The organism is Sedimentimonas flavescens, assembly GCF_025154035.1.
GTDB lineage: Bacteria > Pseudomonadota > Alphaproteobacteria > Rhodobacterales > Rhodobacteraceae > Rhodobacter > Rhodobacter flavescens.
On the sequence record NZ_JAOALJ010000001.1, the window covers coordinates 509601 to 528836 of the forward strand.

The window sequence follows — 19236 nt, forward strand, 5'->3', positions numbered from 1 at the left end:
GGGCGCCGCAGTCGTTTTTCAGAGCCGCGCTCAGGCGATATCGAAGCGATCGGCGTTCATCACCTTGGTCCAGGCGGCGACGAAATCCGCCACGAACTTGGCCTGACCGTCATTCTGGCCATAGACCTCGGACAGGGCGCGCAATTGCGAGTTCGAGCCGAACACCAGATCGACGCGCGTCGCGGTCCATTTGACCGAACCGGTGGCGCGGTCGCGGCCTTCGAAGAGATCCTCGGCCTCGGACACCGGCGTCCAGACCGTACCCATGTCGAGCACGTTGACGAAGAAGTCGTTCGTCAACTGGCCGGGGCGCGCGGTGAACACACCATGCGCGGAGCCGCCGTGATTGGCGCCAAGGGCGCGCATCCCGCCGACCAGAACGGTCATCTCGGGCGCGGTCAGGGTCAGCAGCTGCGCGCGATCCACCAGCATCTCTTCGGCGGAAACCGAGTAGGATTTCTTCTGGTAGTTGCGGAAGCCATCGGCCTGCGGCTCGAGCACGGCGAAGGACTCAGCATCGGTCTGCTCTTCGGTCGCGTCCGTGCGGCCCGGGGTGAAGGGCACCGCGACCGCGTGGCCGGCAGCCTTGGCCGCAGCCTCGATCGCGGCGCCGCCACCCAGCACGATCAGATCAGCCCGCGAGACCTGCTTGCCGCCCGAGGCGGTGGCGTCGAAGCCCGCCTTGATGTCCTCATAGACCGCTAGCACCTTGGCCAGTTGTTCGGGCTGGTTCGCTTCCCAGTCCTTTTGCGGGGCCAGACGGATGCGCGCACCGTTCGCGCCACCGCGCATGTCCGAACCGCGGAAGGTCGAGGCCGAGGCCCAGGCGGTCGAGACGAGTTCGGCAATGCTGAGCCCCGAGGCCAGGATCTGCCCCTTGAGCGCGGCGATGTCCTCGGCGTCGATCAGCGCGTGATCCACTGCCGGGATCGGATCTTGCCAGATCAGATCTTCGGTCGGGACCTCGGGGCCGAGATAGAGCGCCTTCGGCCCCATATCGCGGTGGGTCAGCTTGAACCATGCACGGGCGAAAGCGTCGGCGAACTCCTCGGGGTTTTCGAGGAAGCGGCGCGAGATCGGCCCATAGATCGGATCGAAACGCAGCGACAGGTCGGCCGTGGTCATGATCGGGCGATGCTTCTTCGAGGGGTCGTGGGCATCCACGATCATGTCCTCGTCTTCCACATCTTTCGCCAGCCACTGATGCGCGCCTGCCGGGCTCTTCACCAGTTCCCAGTCGTATTTGAACAGCACCTTGAGGTAGCCCATATCCCAGGTCGTCGGGTTAGGCTTCCAAGCGCCCTCGATGCCGCTCGAGATCGTGTCGATACCGACGCCCGAGCCGAGCGCGTTCTTCCACCCCAGGCCCATCTCGGCGATGCCCGCCGCTTCGGGATCGGGGCCGACAAGACCCGCGTCGCCCGCGCCGTGGCACTTGCCAAAGGTGTGGCCGCCAGCGACCAGCGCCACGGTTTCCTCATCGTTCATTGCCATGCGGCCGAAGGTCTCGCGCACGTCGCGGCCCGAGGCCACCGGGTCGGGGTTACCGTCCGGGCCTTCGGGGTTCACGTAGATCAGGCCCATTTGCACGGCGGCCAGCGGGTTTTCCAGATCGCGCTCACCCGAGTAACGGCTGTCGGGATTGTCCGACGGGGCGAGCCATTCGCTCTCGGCGCCCCAGTAGATGTCCTCCTCGGGCTCCCACACATCGGGGCGACCGCCGCCGAAACCGAAGGTCTTCATGCCCATCGATTCCAGCGCGGCATTGCCCGCCAGAATCAGCAGGTCCGACCACGACAGGCTGTTGCCGTATTTCTGCTTGATCGGCCACAGCAGGCGGCGCGCCTTGTCGAGGTTGACGTTATCGGGCCAGGAGTTGAGCGGCGCGAAACGCTGCGTGCCGGTGCGGCCGCCGCCACGCCCGTCGGCGGTGCGGTAGGTGCCGGCGCTGTGCCAAGCCATGCGGATGAAGAGCGGGCCATAGTGCCCCCAGTCGGCCGGCCACCATTCCTGGCTGTCGGTCATCAGCGCGTAGAGGTCTTGCTTGACCGCGTTCAGGTCGAGCTTGCCGAACGCCTCGGCATAATCGAAATCGGGGCCCATCGGGTTCGACAGGGCCGAGTTCTGGTGCAGCACCTTGAGGCTCAGCTGGTTCGGCCACCAGTCCCGGATCGAGCGTGCCTTGAAGGTCACGTTCGGGTTCACCCCGTGAAGAACCGGGCACTTGCCCGATTTCGCGACATCATTACCGTCCATTATCTTTCTCCCAGAGCAATTCTTGGTGGATGGATTGGGCGCTGCGCGCGGCCCGAAGGTCTTCCCTCGAGCCACGCGCATCACCGTTGAATTCAGATATGCCCGCACCCAAGGCTGTAATCGCCATCAAGCGGGCGCGGCCTGCACAGGGGGCTTGGCATGGGTTCGTTCTCCTCTCAGTTTCATATCGTTTAGCAACTCCGCGCCATAGGAAAAAATCGTAAATATTGATCACTTCAATAAGATAGCCTGATATTAACGATTTGCGCGAAAAGCTCATTTGCCGCAGTTACAACTCGGAGGTGAAATGCCACCCTTTCCCGGCTCAGCCTGGGGTAACGCCACGGAATCCGGGGATGCTGTTGTTTCCCGCCTCGATTTCGGAACATTGTGGCGCAGCCTGCTGGGCGACATGGTGCCGATATGCGTTTTGTTCGATCATTTTTCCTGATGGCCGTGCTCATCCCCGTCTCCCCGGCGGGGGCTGACGTGCCCCTCTCCGTCCAGACCGTGATCGCACAAGAGCGCATCACCGCGATGACGGTTGAACTGTCGGGCTCTGTCGAGGCGGCCGAGGCCGTGCCGATGGGCTTCCGCAGCGGTGGCCGGATCACCGAGATCGTCGCCGACATGGGCGATCAGGTGCTGCAAGGTCAGATCCTGGCGCGGCTGGATGACACGCAGGCCAAGGCCGCCGAGGCCGCAGCCGAGGCGCAGTTCGCCGCTGCCGAGGCGGTATTGCTTCAGGCCCGGCAGGCGCAGGAACGCATCGCCGCCCTGACCGAGCGCGGGGCCGCGACGCAGGCCGCGCTCGACTCCGCCACGCAAACGCTGCTGGCGGCGCAATCGGGCCGCGATCAGGCCGAGGCACAGTTGAACAAGGCACGTCAGGCAAGCCGCGACACCGTCATCCGCTCGCCTGCGGCGGGCATCGTGATCTCGCGCACCGCCGAACCCGCGCAGATCGTGGGCGCCACGCAGACCGTGCTGACGATCGCCAGCGACGGCGCCGGAGAGGCCGTGTTCCACGCCCCCGACTTTGCCGAGATCGACGATCTGCTGGGTCAACAGATCGAGCTACGCATCCTTGACGGCAGCGACCGCAGGCTTGCGGCGACGATCTCTGAGATCTCGCCGATGATCTTCGGGCAATCGGGGACCATCATGGTCAAGGCCCGGTTCGACACTCCCGCCGGTGGCGCCAGCCTCGGGGCCGCGGTGGCAAGCGAGGTCTCCTTCGCCATGCCCGCAACCATCGGCGTTCCAGCGGGCGCGCTGATGCGCGCCGAAGGCGGGCCGGCGGTCTGGGTCGTCGATCCGGCGACGCGGCAGGTCGCGCTTGTGCCGGTCAAGATCGACCATTTCACCGATCGCTCGGTCGAGCTGTCAGAGGGGTTGGCGGCGGGCGCCGAGGTCGTGACCTCGGGCGCGCAGCTGCTGTACCCGGGGCGCGTTGTGACCAGCGCCGGAGGCAAACCATGATCCGCCCCCTGCTGCCCCTGATGCTTGCCGCGCTGCTGTGCACCTCCGCACTGGCCGATCAGCCGCGCCCGGTCGTGTCCGAGATCCTGACGCGTGAAACCGTGGCCCTGCGCAGCTACCCCGGCCAGATCGCCGCCGAGGTTGAAGCCACGCTGGCCTTCCAGACTTCGGGCCGGATCGCCACCCGCCCGGTCCGGCTCGGCGATCGCGTCGTGACCGGCGATGTGCTCGCGACGCTCGACCAGATCACCCTGGACGAGGATGTCAGCACGGCGCGCGCGGCGCTGGCCTCGGCGCAGGCGCAACTGGATTTCGCGCAGCAATCGCTGACCCGCGCGCGTGAGCTGCAAGCACGCAACGTGGCCTCGCAGGCAGCGCTTGAGGCCGCGACCGCGCAGGCCGAAAGCGCCGAGGGCAGGCTGCGCGCGGCACGCGCCAACCTGACCCGCGCGCTTGATGCCGAACGCTTCGGCGCGCTGCGCGCACCCGCCAGCGGCGTGATCACCGCGATCCTTGCCGAACCCGGCGCCGAGGTTTCGGCCGGAACGCCAGTTCTGATGCTGGCCACCGATCAGGGTCGCGAGGCGGTGATCGACGTGCCCGAGGAGGTGATCAGCCTTCTGCCCCCCGCCGCACGCTTCGTAATCGAGCCGCGCACGCTTGGCGCGGCGCCGCTCGGTGGCTCCCTGCGGCTGATCGAACCGGTCGCCGACAAAAGCATTCGTAATCGGCGTCTGCACATCACCCTCTCGCCCGACGTCGAGCCGCCGCGTTTGGGCACGATGGTCGATGCCCGCCTCGACCAGCCCGACACTCCGATCCTGACCCTGCCGGTCGAGGCGCTGCTGGAAGCCGAGGGCGTGGTTTCGGTCTGGCGCATTGGCCCAGACCGTATCGCGAAACAGGTTACCATCCTGCCCGGCCCACGGGTCGGCGGCCGCATCGCCGTGCGCGAAGGGCTGAGCGAGGGCGACGAGATCCTGATCCGGGGCATCCACTCGGTCAGCGAAGGCGAGATTCTGGGAGAGCGCGAGCAATGATGGGCGGCTTCAACCTTTCGGACTGGGCGCTGCGCCACCGCTCGATGGTGTGGTTCATGATCATCGTCTCGCTTGTCGCGGGAACGTTGGCCTATATGAATCTGGGCCGCGAGGAAGACCCCTCGTTCACCATCAAGATCATGACCATCGCCGCCGCCCTGCCCGGCGCCACCGCCGAGGAAACGCGCGAGCAGGTCACCGACCGGATCGAGAAGAAGCTCCAGGAATTGCCGCGGCTGAAGTTCACGCGTTCCGAGACCTTCCCCGGACAGGCCATCGTCTATCTGGAACTGCAACCCCAGGTGCGCGGCGAGGAGGTCACCCAGACCTGGCTCAAGGTGCGCAACATGATGAACGACATCCGCGGAGAGTTTCCCGCGGAGTTCGCCGGGTTCTCGTTCAACGACGGCTTCGGCGATGTCTATGGCACGATCTTTGCGATCACCTCGGACGGGTTCACCCCGCGCGAACTGAAAGACCGGGTCGAGGATATCCGCTCGGCGGTGCTGACGCTGCGCGACACCGGCAAGGTCGAACTGATTGGCACCCGCGACCCGGTGGTGCATGTCGAGTTCTCGGCCCGCAGGCTGGCGGCGCTTGGTCTCGATAAAACCGTCGTGCTGAACACGCTGGCGGCGCAAAACGCGATCGTGCCCTCGGGGATCATCCGCACCGCAGATGAGATGATCGCCGTGCGCCTGTCGGGGCGTTTCGCCTCGGCAGCCGAGCTTTCGGCGACGCCGCTGCGGGTCAACGACGCCTTCTTTACGCTTGGCGATGTGGCCACCGTCAGCGATGGCTACGAAGACCCGCGCAGCTCGATCTTTCGCTACAACGGGCAAGATGCCATCGGCCTGATCATCGGCATGCGCCAAAGCGCGAATATTCTGGAATTCGGCGCCGATCTTGACGCGCTGATGGAGCGTATCCAGCAGGAACTGCCTGTCGGGATCACGCTGAACAAGGTCGCCGATCAGCCCAAGGTCGTCGAGGAATCGGTGAACCATTTCCTCAAGGCATTGGCCGAGGCGGTGGCCATCGTGCTTTTCGTCAGCTTCGTCTCGCTCGGGTGGCGTGCGGGGCTGGTGGTGTCGATGTCGATCCCGCTGGTGCTGGCGATGACCTTCGTCATTCTCGACATGATGGGCGTAACGCTGCAACGCATCTCGCTCGGGGCGCTGATCATCGCGCTTGGGTTGCTGGTGGACGATGCGATGATCGCGATCGAAACCATGATTTCCCGGCTGGAACTGGGCGAGAGCCTTGGCAAGGCCGCCTCCTATGCGTGGTCCTCCATCGCATTCCCGATGCTGTCGGGCACGCTGGTGACGGTGGCAGGGTTCATTCCGATCGGGCTGAACTCGAGCCAGGCGGGCGAATACACGCTGTCACTCTTCTACGTGCTGGCGATCTCGCTTTTGCTGTCGTGGATCGTGGCGGTCCTGTTCGCGCCGCTTCTGGGGGTGACCTTCCTGCCCGCGAAACTCTCGCATCACGCGCATCGCGCAGGCCGTCTGCGGCGCGGGTTTCGCGTGGCGCTGCGGGCCTCGATGCACCACAAATGGCTGACCATCGGCGTCACCGTCGCGCTTTTCGGCCTGTCGCTTTTCGGGATGCGCTTTGTCGAGCAGCAGTTCTTCCCCGCCTCCGACCGCCCCGAGCTTCTGGTCGATATCAACCTGCGCCAGAACAGCACCATCGAGCAGACCGACCGCGCCATGGCCGGGATCGAGGACTGGCTGGCGACCCGCGACGAGGCCGCCTATTGGACGACCTATGTCGGGCGCTCGGCGCCGCGCTTCCTGCTGTCGCTCGATGCGCCCACGCCCGCGCCCTTCATGGGGCAGATCGTCATCATGTCGAAGGGGTTGGACGAACGAAACGCCCTGCGCGACGCGCTGAACAAACACGCCACGCAGATCCCGGGGGTCGATCTTTTCGTCAAGACGCTGGAACTTGGCCCGCCCGTGGGCAAGCCTGTGCAATTCCGCATCTCTGGCCCGGATCGCGACCTGCTGCTGAGCGAGGCGCGCGGGATTGCCCGGCTGATGGCCACCGACCCGCGCCTGTCGAATATTGCACTCGATCAGGGGGAGCCTGCGCGCGTCGCCCGCGTAATCCTCGATCAGGAGCGACTGCGCCAGTTGGGCCTGACGCAAAAGGATGTGGCGCAGGCCCTGCAAACCCTGTTCAGCGGCATCGCCGTCACCGAGTTGCGCAGCGGCAATACGCTGATCGACGTCATCGCCCGCGGTGGCGCGGCGGATCGCAGTTCGATCAACTCGCTGCAATCCTTGCAGATCCCCAGCCCGACGGGCATTCCGATCCCGCTGTTCAGCTTCGCGCGCCTTGAGTGGGACATGGAGCCCCCGGTCATCCACCAGCGCGACCGCGTGCCCACGATCACCGTCAAGGCCGCCGTCAACGGCGATGATCAACCCGCGACCATCGTCAAACAGCTTGACCCGCAGATCGCCGAGATCGCCGCCCGCCTGCCCGCCGGCTACCACATCGAAAAGGGCGGTGTGATCGAGACGAGTTCGGAAAGCCAGGGCCCCATCACCGAGGTCGTGCCTCTGATGGTGCTGATCATGCTGACGCTGGTGATGATCCAGATGCAAAGCTTCCGGCTGATGTTCATCGTTCTGGCGGTCGCCCCTCTGGGGCTGGTGGGTGTTGTCGCGGCCCTTCTGCCCGCAGGCGCGCCGCTTGGCTTCGTTGCGATCCTCGGGGTGCTGGCGCTGGTCGGCATTCTGATCCGCAACTCGATCATCCTGATCAACGAGGTGACCGAGCTTCTGGCCAAGGGCAGATCCCATTGGGAGGCGGTGTTCGAGGCCTCGGACAGCCGCGCGCGGCCGATCCTGCTGACGGCGGCGGCGGCAAGCCTTGCGCTGATCCCGATCTCGCGCGAGGTGTTCTGGGCGCCGATGGCCTTTGCCATGATGGGCGGCATCATCGCCGGAACGCTGATCACGCTGCTCTTTGCGCCCGCGCTGTATTGCGCGGTGTTCAAGGTGAAGCCCGAGGCGGAGCACTGACGCCCTCCGCATTCAATTAACCATGGCGATTGCGGAGGCGCCATAATTCATCCTAAGGTTGCGCAAGATGAACTCCTGCGCGGCCCCGAATGATGGATTCTCGCCCTGCCCCGACCGCCCCTGCGCCCGCCGAACCGGCACCGAGCTACGACGTGCTAGGCATTCCGATCTCGGTCACGACGCTTGAGGCGACGGCGCAAAGCCTGCGCTTCTGGGCCAATGACCGCCAAGGGCGCTATATCGGCGTGCGCGAGGTGCCCTCGCTGATGGCGATGCGCGACGATCCGGCGCTGACCCGGATCGCGCGAGGTGCGGCGATGAACCTGCCCGACGGGATGCCTCTGGTGTGGATCGGGCGCAGCCGCGGCCTGCCCGTCACGCGCAGCTGCGGCCCTGACCTGATGGAAAAGATGCTGAGCGAGGCGCCGCAGGACGGGTTGCGGCACTTCCTCTACGGCGGCAAGCCCGGCGTGGCCGAGCGCGTGGCCGAGGTGTTTCGCGCCCGCGCCCCCGGTGCGCGCATCGTCGGCACCTATTGCCCGCCCTTCCGCCCCCTGACCGCTGAGGAAGACGCCGAGGTCATTCGCCTGATCCGCGAAAGCAGCGCCGATATCGTCTGGGTCGGCCTGTCCTCGCCCAAGCAGGACATCTGGATGGCCGAGCATGTCGCGGCCCTGCCCGCCACCCTGATCGGCGTCGGCGCGGCCTTCGATTTCCACGCAGGCACCGTGCGCCGCGCCCCGCGCTGGATGCAGCGCGCGGGGCTTGAATGGCTGCACCGGCTGATCTCAGAGCCGCGCCGGTTGTGGCGGCGCTACCTGATCCTTGCGCCCCGCTTTGTCTGGCTGATCCTGCGCAACGCGGGGGCCAAGGCATGATGGCCGCGCTGCACAGCCCCGCGCCATGGGCGGGTCTTTTGCGCCAAACGCGCGAGGCGCGCTGGACACTGATCGGGCAGGTCGTCGCCAGCGGCGGGAACTTCGCGGCCTCGGTCCTGCTGGTGCGCGCGATGGGGCTGGAGGGGTTCGGGCGCTATTCGCTGTGTTTCATCGCGCTGATGATCTTGCGCAACCTGCTGGGTGCGGTGCTTTTGACGCCGCTGGCGCTGATCGGGCCAAGATTGCGCAACACCTCGCTTACCGCCTTTCGCGGGTTGGCGCGGGCGCTGGCGCTTTGCCTTGGCGCCGTCGGGTCGTTGACACTGTTCGCAGGGTTCGCGCTGTTGGCGCAGGCCGATGGTTATGCCTGGGCGGCGCAGGTCGCGCTTCCGCTGGCGCTGGCCAACCTGCTCGGCACGCTCGCCGATTTCCTGCGCCGCCACCTGCTGGTGTTCGAGCGCGCCCGTGCGGCCAGCGCTCAGGATGTGCTGCGCCACGCCACGCAGATCGGAGCGATCGCGGTCCTGATCCTCTCCGCCAGTGAAATGACCGAGATCGAGGCGCTTTGGGCGCTGTGCCTAGGCAGTAGCGCGAGTGTGGCCTTTGGTCTTGCGCTGTTCGGCCGCGCCACGCTGCGCCCCCGGTTCGCGCGCAGCCTTGGCCCGAAGCTCTGGGATCTCGCGCGCTGGCAGCTGCCGACGACGCTGCTTGAGACCGTGCAGGGCAACGCCCCGCTGCTGATCGCCGGATTTATCCTGGGCGATGGCGCGCTTGGCCTTCTGCGGGCGCTGCAGCAGGTGACGAACCTGCTGGCGCTGCCCTTCAACGCGCTGTCCCAGATCGCGCCCTCAATCGCCGCGCGCAGCCATGCCAGGCTTGGCGTCCACGGCCTGCGGCGCGCGTTGCTGCGCCTGAGCCTTGGTACCGTCGGCCTGTTTGCCCTCGCCATGGCGGCGTTGCTGGCGCTCTGGCCGGTTTTGTCCGCGCGATGGATGCAGATCGATGTGCCGCGCGGCTCGGCCGAGTTGCTGCTTTATTGCCTGCTCAACCTGATCGTTCTGCTGCGCCTGCCGCTGACAAGCTGGACCCTCGCGCTCGGCCGCCCGCAGGTCATCACCCGCGCGACGGCCTTCGGAACGGTGTGCTCGATTGGCGTAACGCTTGTGCTGCTTTCTCCGCTCGGCGCCGTCGCGGCTGTTCTCGGGCAGATCGCCGGGGCGCTTGGCGCGATGATCGGAACCGCACTCGCCGCCCCAAGACCCGAGGCAGCATCATGAGGATCATCTGCATCGCGGGCACCGGACGCTCGGGCAGCACCATTCTGGAGCGGATGATCGCAACGCGGGGCGGCATTGCCGTTGGTGAGCTGAAATACCTCTGGTCGCGCGGGCTGATGCGCGGCGAGCTGTGCGGCTGCGGCCGCCCCACACCCGAATGCCCGTTCTGGGCCGAGGTCATCGCGCGCGCCTTCCCTGACGGGCTGGACCCCGAGCGGATCGAGGCCCTGCGTCGCCGGGTCGAGCGCCACCGCATCCTGATGCTCCGGCGGCTGATCGGGCTGCCCTCGGCGCGCTACACCGAAGACCGTGCCGAATACCTGGCCATCCTGCGCCGGGTCCATGAAGCGATCGCCGCCGTCTCGGGGCAGGATGTGATCATCGACAGTTCGAAAGACCCCGCCCATATTGACCTGATCCGCGAACTGGCCCCCGAGGCGACGATCCTGCACCTCGTGCGCGACAGCCGCGCCGTCGCCCATTCCTGGGGGCAGCCAAAGCGCCGCCCCGAGGTGCATTGGGCCGAGGAATACATGCCCCGGATCGGTGCGCTGCGGGCCGCCCTCGATTGGCTTTTCATCAATTTCGCAACCGCCCGGCTTTTCGCCGGGACGCCGGGCTACCAGCTGCTGCGCTACGAGGATTTGGCGGAGGGCCGCGCGTTTCTGGCCGATCTTGCGCGGCCCGAAGGCGCGGCGCTTGTCCATTCCGTCTCGGGTAATCCGCTTCGCTTCGATACGGCGCCACGACGCCTTGCGCCTGACCGCAGATGGTTGACCGAGTTTCGCGGTGTGCGGTGGCTGCTGGTCACGTTGCTCACCGCGCCGCTGCTTTGGCGCTATGGCTATCCGTTGATACGGCTGGACAGAGAGCGCGTATCATGACCGCCGCCTGCGCCATCCCCGCGCCCCCGCCGCTGCGCAGTCTCTATCTGTTCGCAGCCGGCCTTGCGGTCTATTTCTGCCTGCCCGAAAGCGCCGACGCGCGCGATCTGATCTATGCTTTCCCGCTGCTTTTCATCGCCGAAAGCCTGGCAAGCGGGCGCACCGAGCTACACCGGGGCACGGCGTTCATCGGCCTGTGCTTTCTGGCGCTCTGGCTGCCATTGTCCTTACCCAATGGCAGCGCGGGTGTGCATGAGGCCCTGTTCGTTGCCGCCTCGCTCTTGGTGCTGGCACTCCATTTCGAAACCCCGCAGCGGTTTCCGATTGCGCTGTTGATTGCCGGGGGATGCGTTGCGCTAATCTCGGCGCTGCGCAGCACGGCGGGCCTGTTTGCCGGGTTTGATCTGCTGCGCTCGGCGCAGACGGCGGGGGAAAGCTCGCTCGGGCTGGCCCTGCCGCTTGTCGCCATCCACGCCTATGCGACCGGGAGGCGGCCGGTCTTCCTGCTCAGCCTCCTGCTGAGTGTACTGATGTTCAAGCGCATCGCCCTGCTGGCGCTGGCAATCGTGATTGTGCTGGAAGTGCTGCAATCCGGGCGTTTCGTGCGCTTGGGCGCGGTGTTACGCGGGGCCCTGATAGCGGCGGTCTTTCTGTGTGGCCTGAACTCGGCACTGATCTATGAGCAACTCTCCGCCCTCGCGCTTTCACTGTTCGACCTGCGGCTTACGCCCGATGAGGTCTCCTCGGGGCGCTATTTCGCGAGTTTGCTGTTTCAGGATTGGCTTGGGGCGCAGTCAGGGCTGTTCAGCAGCCTCGTCGGTCACGGGCCGGGGTTTTCGACACGGTTTCTGGCCGAGAGCACCGACCTGTCGCAAAAGCATTTCCCGCTGCTGCATAACGACATCCTGCGGCTTTACAGCGATTTCGGGCTGTTGGGCCTTGCGGGTGCCTTCTGGGCGTTTCAGCGCATGGCCCGCGCGACGCCCGTGGCTCGCGGAATCGCCACCTATACCGCGCCGATTTTCCTGACCGACAATGTGCTGACATACTTCTACTACTGGGTGATCGCGATTGCCCTGCTGCGGGTGCCCGATGAAGATCCTCGTCCTGCATAACGCCTATCGTCAGCGCGGCGGCGAGGATGCGGTGGTCGAGGCTGAAAACGCATTGCTGCGCCGCGCCGGACACGAGGTCCATCTGCATCAGGTCTCGAACCAGCAGATCGAGGGGGTTGGCGCGCGCTTCGGGGCGCTGGCGCGCGTGGCCCATAACCGCCACACGGCAAGGCAGGTGGCGGATCTTGTGCGCGAAACGCAGGCGCAGATCGTACATGTCCACAATTTCTTCCCGCTCCTGTCGCCTGCGGTACATGGTGCCGCGCGGCAGGCCGGGGCTGCGGTGGTGCAGACGTTGCACAACTACCGCCTGCTGTGCGCCAACGCGATGTTTCTAAGGGATGGCAAGCTGTGCACGGATTGCCTGGAGAGTAGCCGCGCCGTCGCCCTGATGCGTCGCTGCTATCGCGGCTCGCTGCCGGGTGCCGCCGCAGTTCTGGCGATGCAATCAGCCACGCGGGGTGACTGGCGAGAACAGATCGACCGCTTCATCGTCCTCACCCGGTTCAGCCGGGAGGTTTTCGCCAAGGCCGGACTGCCGGCTGACCGTCTGTTCGTGAAGCCGAACTTCTTGGCGCGCGCGGACATTCCCGCGCCCGGCCACCGCGAGGGCGCGCTGTTCGTTGGGCGGCTCGCACCGGAAAAAGGCGTCGAGAGCCTGATCGCGGCGTGGAGATCCCTACCCGAGATCCCGCTGACCGTCGTCGGCAGCGGCCCGCTTGAGGTGGCCCTGCGCCGCGCAGCACCGGGCAATGTCACCTTTACCGGCGCCCTCCCGCGCGAAGCGGTCCTGCAACGCATGGCACGGGCGCGGCTGCTGGTGTTCCCCTCGATCTGGTATGAGGGCTTCCCCATGACCCTTGTCGAGGCGATGGCCGCAGGCTTGCCCGTCGTCGCTGCGCGGATCGGGGCTGCCGCCGAGATTGTCTCCCCGGAGTTCGGCGCCCTCTTCACGCCCGGAGATGCACAAGACCTCGCGGACAAGGTCCGCGAGGTCTATGGGGCCGATCCGGGCCGGTTATCGGCGGCCGCGCAACGGCGATATGCGCTTGCCTATTCAGACGAGACCAACCTTGCGCTGCTTGAGCGCTGCTATACCGAGGCGCTGGAACGGCGACACGGCACGTCCGATCAGGCGGTCAGGCCCTGAAGCTCAGCGTCGCTCAGGCGCTTGGGGTAGAACCGGACGGCCCGGATCAACGCGGGGCCAGCGCCAGCCCCCACGCCGGGCACCGCGAAATCAAGCCGGTTGAGCGCGGATGACACTGCCCCGCCTGCCGTCGCCACGACACCGCCCGACAGGCACAGCGACATGCCGCTGCCCGACCAGCCAAGCGCGACCGCAACGTCGCTGTGGCTTGGGACGCTGGCCGCGCTGTCGAGCAACAACCCCGGCGCGCCGCCGAACCGCGCGCGCAGCTTTCCACCCGCCGTTCGGTAGAGATCCAGCGCATCCCCCGCCCCGGACAGGCGCGCCAGAGGCACCTCGCCCGCGCAGCGCAGGCGCGCGCGGAGAAGCAGCGTCCCCTCCTCGGGGGCCGAAAGCCAGCCGCCCCCCGCGAGCCCCGCCGTATCGGCCGCACGGGCGACGACGCTGCCCGAGGTGCCGATGTATCCGCTTAGCGCGACGGCTTGCTCGACCTGCATCGCGTGAACGATGACGCTTTGGCCCGAAACCGTGCTGTCCGGCCCGACCCCGAAGGCAGTGGCGCTGACCGCGCTGGCCAGCACCATCACGAAACGCAGCAGGTGATACCCTCCGCCCAACGCAAGATTCTCGACATTCGAGATTGTTGCGCCCGAAGAGGTATTCAGCGTCACCGCCCCCGCCGTGCCGGCCAGTGCGACCGAGGTCACCGGATTGGTCGCCCCGCTGTAAAGAATGCACCGCATCCGCCCGGACGATCCGGCCCGATACCAGACTGACACGGCATAAGGCACGTTGGCCGCGAAATTGCCGCTCGGCGGTTGGGCCCGATGCCAGTTCTGGCCCTCCGAGACGACCTCAAGGCCCGGAAACAGGCCGTGGGCATTCTCCGACAACTGGGCGCGCTGCGTGCTGCCGATGATTGACCAGCCCGCAGCGGTCGCGACCGACTGCGTCACAAGGTTGCTGCGCGCCGGATCGACGATCACGCCCTGCCCCAGACCATCGACGGCGCGCGGGCCAAGCCGCGCCCCGGTGACGGGCTGCGCAACCTGCTGACCGCCCACCGCGTAAAGCCCCGCCGCATAATCGAGCACAAGGGACGGCACCGCCCCCGCGCCTGACAGGTAGGGCACCAGCCATGCCGGCACGGTGGCGCGGCACCGCGCCACCGCCCGGGCCGGAAGGGAAAGACCGGGAAACAGCATCAGACATGCACCATCGCGAAGATGCCGCTGGCCGTGGTGCCCGTGGCCCGCACCCGCCGGACCGCAACCGGCAGGATCGACTTGTCAGCGACTGAGACGGTGCGCACCGCGCCCGCCAGCGTCACGAAACTGACCGCGCCACCGGTCTCGACGTAAAGCGCCGAGGCGACATCGGTCAGATCGGCGCCATCGGCGGGGCTCACCGGCACCATGTCCAGCGCGGGGCCATGCAGCGCCGGGGCGCGATTCTCGAAGGGGTTACGCATTGTCGGTTCCTCGATATTTGATCCATTGGCCATAGGCCTTGCGCGACAAATCATTGGGAAAACCGCTGCATTTTCCCTGAACGGAGCGTTCGCTGCCACGCGCGGCACAAAAAACCCTGTCATTTGGCCACGTTGACTATCGCGCGCGCTGGCTGTCTAGCTAGGCACAGGCATTCGCTATCCCGAGGGCCCGAGATGACCGACACCATCCTGAGACTCGCCGTCGCCCTTGCGATCGGCCTGCTGGTCGGGCTCGAACGCGGCTGGCGCGAGCGCGATCAGCCCGAGGGCAGCCGCACCGCCGGGCTGCGCACCTTCGGCATCTTCGGTCTTTTGGGCGGGATTTTTGCCGCCATCAGCGCGGCGATGGATGCCCCGATCGTTCTGGCCGCCGCCTACCTGGGCTTTGCTCTGCTGTTCGGCGCGTTCCAGTATCACGAGGCCACCCATGAGGACACCTTCAGCGCAACCGGCCTGATGGCGGGCCTGGGTGTCTTCGGACTGGGGGCACTGGCGGTGGTGGGCGATTATCAGGTGGCCGCCGCCGCGGGCGCCGCCCTGACCGCCGTGCTAGCCAGCCGCGAATGGCTGCATGCAGTGCTGCGCAAGCTGTCCTGGGTTGAGCTTCGCTCGGCTGTCGTTCTGGCGGTGATGACCGTGATCGTGCTGCCGATGCTGCCCAACCGCACGATCGACCCCTGGGGCGGGCTCAATCCGTGGGAGATCTGGTTCTTCACGGTTCTGATCGCCACGATTTCCTTTGCCGGTTACATCGCGGTTCAGATGCTTGGGCCACGCCGCGGACTTCTGCTGAGCGGCCTTGCCGGGGCAGTCGTGTCCTCCACCGCCGTGACGGTCGCGCTGGCCCGAATGGCGCGCGCCAACCCCTACCCGCGCAGACTTGCCGGCACGGCCGCGCTGGCCGCAACGGTTTCGCTGCTGCGCGTCAGCATCATTGTGGGGTTCCTCGCACCGCAGATCGCGGTGCAGATCCTGCCCGGCACGCTTGCCGCAGCGCTGGTGATGGCGCTTCTGGGCGGGCTTGCGCTGTCGCAAGACGGCACCTCCTCGGTCGAGCAAGGCGATATCCGCAACCCGTTCGAGCTACGCGCGCTGTTGGCCTTCGCCGGCTTCTTTGCCCTTGTTTCGATGGCGAACGCTGCGGTTGTGGACTGGTTCGGCGAGATAAGCCTGCTGGCCACGTCGGCCCTCTCGGGCATGTTCGACGTCGATGTCGCGGTTCTGGGCGCGGTGCGGCTGAGCGGCGGCCCGATCGGCACCGACCTGATCGCGACTGCGATCCTGATCGCGCTAAGCTCGAACGCGTTCGGGCGGCTGTTTCTGGCGGCGATGGCCGGTCCGCGCAAGTTCTGGGTACCGCTGGCCGGGGCGACGCTGGTCGCGCTGATCGCAGGGGGGCTGGCCTATTACGTGATGCTGAGGGTCTGACCCGCGCGCCGCGCACTCAGGACCGGATGGGGGATATCGCGCCACAGGGCTGGCAGCGCCGCGCACAGAAAGCAGCCCCAACCCGCGCACCAGACCAGCGCGGACAGGCGCAACCCTTCGGGCAGCAACTCGGGCGCCAGCCGCAAGGGCACTGACAACCAGATCAGACCAAACCCGGCGCGCAGCCAGCGCCCCGGCACCAGCCGTCCCGGTGCGCGGCGCATATAGGCGCGCCCGGCAACGGCGAAAACCATTCCCCCCATCGCGCCCAGTGCCAGCATATGCAGGTAGCGGCCCAGTGAACCGCCCGCCTCGAACAACAGCTCACCTCCCGCCAGTGCCATTCCCGCAGGCAGCCAAAGCCACGCCAGCAGCAAGAGCATCAGATCGCCCTGCCCTGACGCCGCCCGCATCGGCCAGCGCAGCATGCGCAAGATCTGCGCGCAGGCCGCCAGTATCGTTGCCACGCCCAGGATTTGCGGGCCTACACCCACGGCAGCGAAGACCGGCAGAGCCAGCACCGTCGAGTCTGCGAAGGCATTCGCCCAAGACCATTCCCGTCCACCATCGCCCCCCGCGCGGGCACGCAAGAACGCGGGCACAATGCGCCCTCCGACCACAGCGATCAGCGCACCGAAACCAAAGATCAACGTCGTCGCATTGGGTTCGTGGCCGCTCAGCAGAGCCGCTTCGGCGGCACACAGCGCAAGCGGCATCGACGCAATGGGCAAGCGTCGCCAACGCCGCGCAACGCAGACCGCCTGAAGAAGAATTGCCGCAAGCAACGCCGGATAAAGTAGCCCAAGCCAGCCCCAGCCTGCCGAATAGCCGATGCGCCCCGCGCACCATGCCCCGACCACGGCCTGCGTCAGCCCCGGCGTGAACCGTCGCCCCGTCCAATGCGTGGCAGCAGTCAGCAGATAGCCGCCAATTGCCGCGCCCCCCATGCCGAACATCAACTCATGGCGGTGCCATGCGACAGGGTCGGCAGGCCAGCCTCCCGGATCGAGCACCCAGACCAGCGGCACCACGGCTGCCCAAAGACCGGCCAGAGCAAACAAGCTCAGGTGGGGCACCCGCCAGGGGGCCGACAAGACCGTCATCCTCACCCCGTCCAGGCGCTCGCCCTAGGCGCGCCAAGCCCGAGCAGATCGACCGCCCGCGCCGCAATCTGGCGCGAGATGTCATCGACGCTTTCGGGCATCAGATACCACGCGGGCACCGGGGGCATTACCACCGCCCCCATTTCGGTCACCGAGGTCATGTTGCGCAGATGCGCAAGCGTCAGCGGCGCCTCGCGCGCCAGCAGCACAATCCTGCGCCGCTCTTTCAGTTGCACCGAGGCCGCGCGGGTGAGCAGGTTGTCGTCCAGCCCCTGCGCGATGGCCGCGAGACTGCGCATCGAACAGGGCGCCACGATCATTCCGGCGACAGGCGCCGAGCCCGAGGCAATCGACGCCCCGATATCTCCGATCGGGTGATGGCGATCCACAAGGCTGCGCAATTCCTCCTGCGCGGCAGGTCCGCATTCGGTGGCCAAGGTGCGCGCGGCTGCGGAGCTCGTTACCAGATCGATTTCCGCACCGAGCGCGCGCAGATGGCGCGCGACCCAAAGGCCAAGCGCCGCGCCGGACGCGCCGGATACTCCCAAGACGACGCGCGGTGCGCTCATGGCATTCCCTCCGGCAGATGGCGCGCGAGAATGTCCAGCGCGGCGGCCTCATCTTCGGGGGTCATGCGCATCACCGTGCCCCAGTCGCGCGTGGTCTCGGGGCCGATCTTGTTCGTCGCATCGATCCCCATCTTTCCGGCAAGGCCCGGCTGGGGCGACGCGAAATCGAGGTAATCCATGGGCGTGTCATTGAGGATCATCACATCGCGCGACGGATCCATGCGCGTCGCAAGCGCCCAGGCGATGTCGTCCCAGTTCGAGGGGTCCAGATCATCATCCACGACGATGATCGCCTTGGTATAGCTGAACTGCGGCAACATCCCCCAAAGCGCCATCATCACGCGCCGCGCCTGCCCCGGATAGCGCTTGTCGATGCTCACAACCGCCATCCGGTACGAACAGGCGGCAGGCGGCAGCCACAGATCGCGTATCTCGGGGATCTGGGCGCGGATCGTCGGCAGCGCAAGCTTGTTGAAGACCTCGCCGATGATCGCAGGCTCATCCGGCGGGCGGCCGGTATAGGTGGACAGATAGAGCGCATCCGCGCGTCGCGTAACCGCGCTGACCTGCATCACCGGGAAGGGCTCGGCCGCGTTATAGTAGCCGGTGTGATCGCCGAACGGCCCCTCTGGCGCGGTTTCCGCGGGAGAGACCCAGCCCTCGATTACCATCTCGGCGTCGGCGGGAACCAGCAGCGGGACGGTGCGCGCAGGGGTCAGGCGTGGGCGCGCCCCCCCCAGAACACCGGAAAACCCAAGTTCCGAGACCGTCTCGGGCAGCGGCAGCGCGGCGGACAGAAGCAACCCCGGCGCGGCGCCAAGGACGATGGCAACGGGCATAGGCTCACCCGCGCGGGCCCAACCTCGATGATGTGCGGCCCCGCCCCGATGCGCCAGCCAGCGCATGATCAGCCGGTCGCGCCCGATCACCTGCACCCGGTAAACCCCTGCGTTATAGCGCGACACGCTATCTGCCTCGGTGCCATAGGGGCGTGTCAGCACCACAGGCCATGTGATCAGGGGGCCAGCATCGCCCGGCCAGTGCGTTTGAACGGGCAAGCCGCCAAGGTCGATCGCGCCGCCTTCCTCGACCACCTCCTGCACCGCCGGGTGCGAGACCATCTTGGGTCGCGTTGCCAGTGCCGCACGCAGCATCGGCCAGCGCGAAAGCGCATCGCGCATCCCCTCTGGCGGGGTCGGTGCGCGCAGCGCCGCCAGGAACTCGCCGAGATCGGGCAGGCTCTCGGCACTTACGCCAAGCCCCGCGGCGACCCGATCTGTCGTGCCAAAGAGATTGGTGACCACCGGAATGCCCGAGACCCGCCCATCCGCCAGCACCGGCGTATCGAAGCGCAGCACCGGGCCGCCGCGTTCCAGCGCGGCGCGATGAACGGCGGTCATGCGATGGCGCACCCAAACCGGCTCAGAGATCGCCGCAAGCTGGTTCTGGGCCGCGCACCAATCGAGAAAATCGCGCAGCGTGCGGAAGGCGGGAAGTTGGCGCATCTTGTATCCGTTCCTG

15 protein-coding genes are annotated in these 19236 nt (G+C 66.8%); 9 read left to right on the top strand and 6 right to left on the bottom strand.

What is annotated here, in order from left to right; translation table 11 throughout:
* Positions 1-30 precede the first annotated feature (30 nt).
* Positions 31-2256, bottom strand: a complete 2226-nt coding sequence (gene katG, locus N3C64_RS02410; RefSeq protein ID WP_260011458.1) for a catalase/peroxidase HPI — start codon at positions 2254-2256, stop codon at positions 31-33.
* Positions 2257-2706: 450 nt separating this feature from the next.
* Between katG and N3C64_RS02415 the strand changes: the two genes are divergently transcribed.
* The 8 genes from N3C64_RS02415 (at position 2707) to N3C64_RS02450 (ending at position 13123) form a co-directional block, all read left to right on the top strand.
* Positions 2707-3738, top strand: a complete 1032-nt coding sequence (locus tag N3C64_RS02415) for an efflux RND transporter periplasmic adaptor subunit (RefSeq protein WP_260011460.1) — start codon at positions 2707-2709, stop codon at positions 3736-3738.
* Positions 3735-4778 carry an efflux RND transporter periplasmic adaptor subunit gene (locus N3C64_RS02420; RefSeq protein WP_260011463.1) on the top strand — a complete coding sequence of 348 codons (1044 nt, stop codon included), beginning with the start codon at positions 3735-3737 and terminating at the stop codon, positions 4776-4778. Before N3C64_RS02415 ends, N3C64_RS02420 begins: the two co-directional genes overlap by 4 nt.
* Positions 4778-7819, top strand: coding sequence for an efflux RND transporter permease subunit (locus N3C64_RS02425; RefSeq protein ID WP_311201858.1), 3042 nt, complete (start codon positions 4778-4780; stop codon positions 7817-7819). The genes N3C64_RS02420 and N3C64_RS02425 overlap by 1 nt, the downstream gene beginning before the upstream one ends.
* 89 nt (positions 7820-7908) lie before the next feature.
* Complete coding sequence (locus N3C64_RS02430; protein ID WP_260011469.1) at positions 7909-8697, top strand: WecB/TagA/CpsF family glycosyltransferase; 789 nt, start codon at positions 7909-7911, stop codon at positions 8695-8697.
* A complete protein-coding gene (locus tag N3C64_RS02435) occupies positions 8694-9974 on the top strand; it encodes a lipopolysaccharide biosynthesis protein (RefSeq protein ID WP_260011471.1) in 1281 nt (426 codons plus the stop codon). Before N3C64_RS02430 ends, N3C64_RS02435 begins: the two co-directional genes overlap by 4 nt.
* Entirely contained in the window at positions 9971-10858 is an 888-nt protein-coding gene (locus N3C64_RS02440) for a sulfotransferase (RefSeq protein ID WP_260011474.1), read from the top strand. Before N3C64_RS02435 ends, N3C64_RS02440 begins: the two co-directional genes overlap by 4 nt.
* Entirely contained in the window at positions 10855-11973 is a 1119-nt protein-coding gene (locus tag N3C64_RS02445) for a hypothetical protein (RefSeq protein WP_260011478.1), read from the top strand. Before N3C64_RS02440 ends, N3C64_RS02445 begins: the two co-directional genes overlap by 4 nt.
* Positions 11951-13123, top strand: a complete 1173-nt coding sequence (locus tag N3C64_RS02450; protein WP_260011481.1) for a glycosyltransferase — start codon at positions 11951-11953, stop codon at positions 13121-13123. Before N3C64_RS02445 ends, N3C64_RS02450 begins: the two co-directional genes overlap by 23 nt.
* Here N3C64_RS02450 and N3C64_RS02455 read toward each other — a convergent pair.
* A complete protein-coding gene (locus N3C64_RS02455) occupies positions 13105-14328 on the bottom strand; it encodes a phage head spike fiber domain-containing protein (RefSeq protein WP_260011484.1) in 1224 nt (407 codons plus the stop codon). The two genes, N3C64_RS02450 and N3C64_RS02455, sit on opposite strands and share 19 nt — an antisense overlap.
* Positions 14328-14594, bottom strand: a complete 267-nt coding sequence (locus N3C64_RS02460) for a spike base protein, RCAP_Rcc01079 family (protein ID WP_218629441.1) — start codon at positions 14592-14594, stop codon at positions 14328-14330. The genes N3C64_RS02455 and N3C64_RS02460 overlap by 1 nt, the downstream gene beginning before the upstream one ends.
* Before the next feature lie 195 nt (positions 14595-14789).
* Here N3C64_RS02460 and N3C64_RS02465 point away from each other — a divergent pair, with 195 nt between their 5' ends.
* Positions 14790-16043 (top strand): MgtC/SapB family protein, encoded by a 1254-nt coding sequence (locus N3C64_RS02465; RefSeq protein ID WP_260011487.1) that lies wholly within the window; start codon positions 14790-14792, stop codon positions 16041-16043.
* On the opposite strand, the gene N3C64_RS02470 is transcribed toward N3C64_RS02465, so the two are convergent.
* From N3C64_RS02470 to N3C64_RS02480, 3 genes are read right to left on the bottom strand one after another with little or no spacing between them, the layout of a single operon-like run.
* Positions 16022-17146 carry an NnrS family protein gene (locus N3C64_RS02470; RefSeq protein ID WP_260011488.1) on the bottom strand — a complete coding sequence of 375 codons (1125 nt, stop codon included), beginning with the start codon at positions 17144-17146 and terminating at the stop codon, positions 16022-16024. The genes N3C64_RS02465 and N3C64_RS02470 overlap by 22 nt on opposite strands.
* Before the next feature lie 2 nt (positions 17147-17148).
* Positions 17149-17715, bottom strand: coding sequence for a UbiX family flavin prenyltransferase (locus tag N3C64_RS02475; protein WP_260011489.1), 567 nt, complete (start codon positions 17713-17715; stop codon positions 17149-17151).
* Positions 17712-19220, bottom strand: coding sequence for a UbiD family decarboxylase (locus tag N3C64_RS02480; RefSeq protein ID WP_260011490.1), 1509 nt, complete (start codon positions 19218-19220; stop codon positions 17712-17714). The genes N3C64_RS02475 and N3C64_RS02480 overlap by 4 nt, the downstream gene beginning before the upstream one ends.
* Positions 19221-19236: the final 16 nt, after the last annotated feature.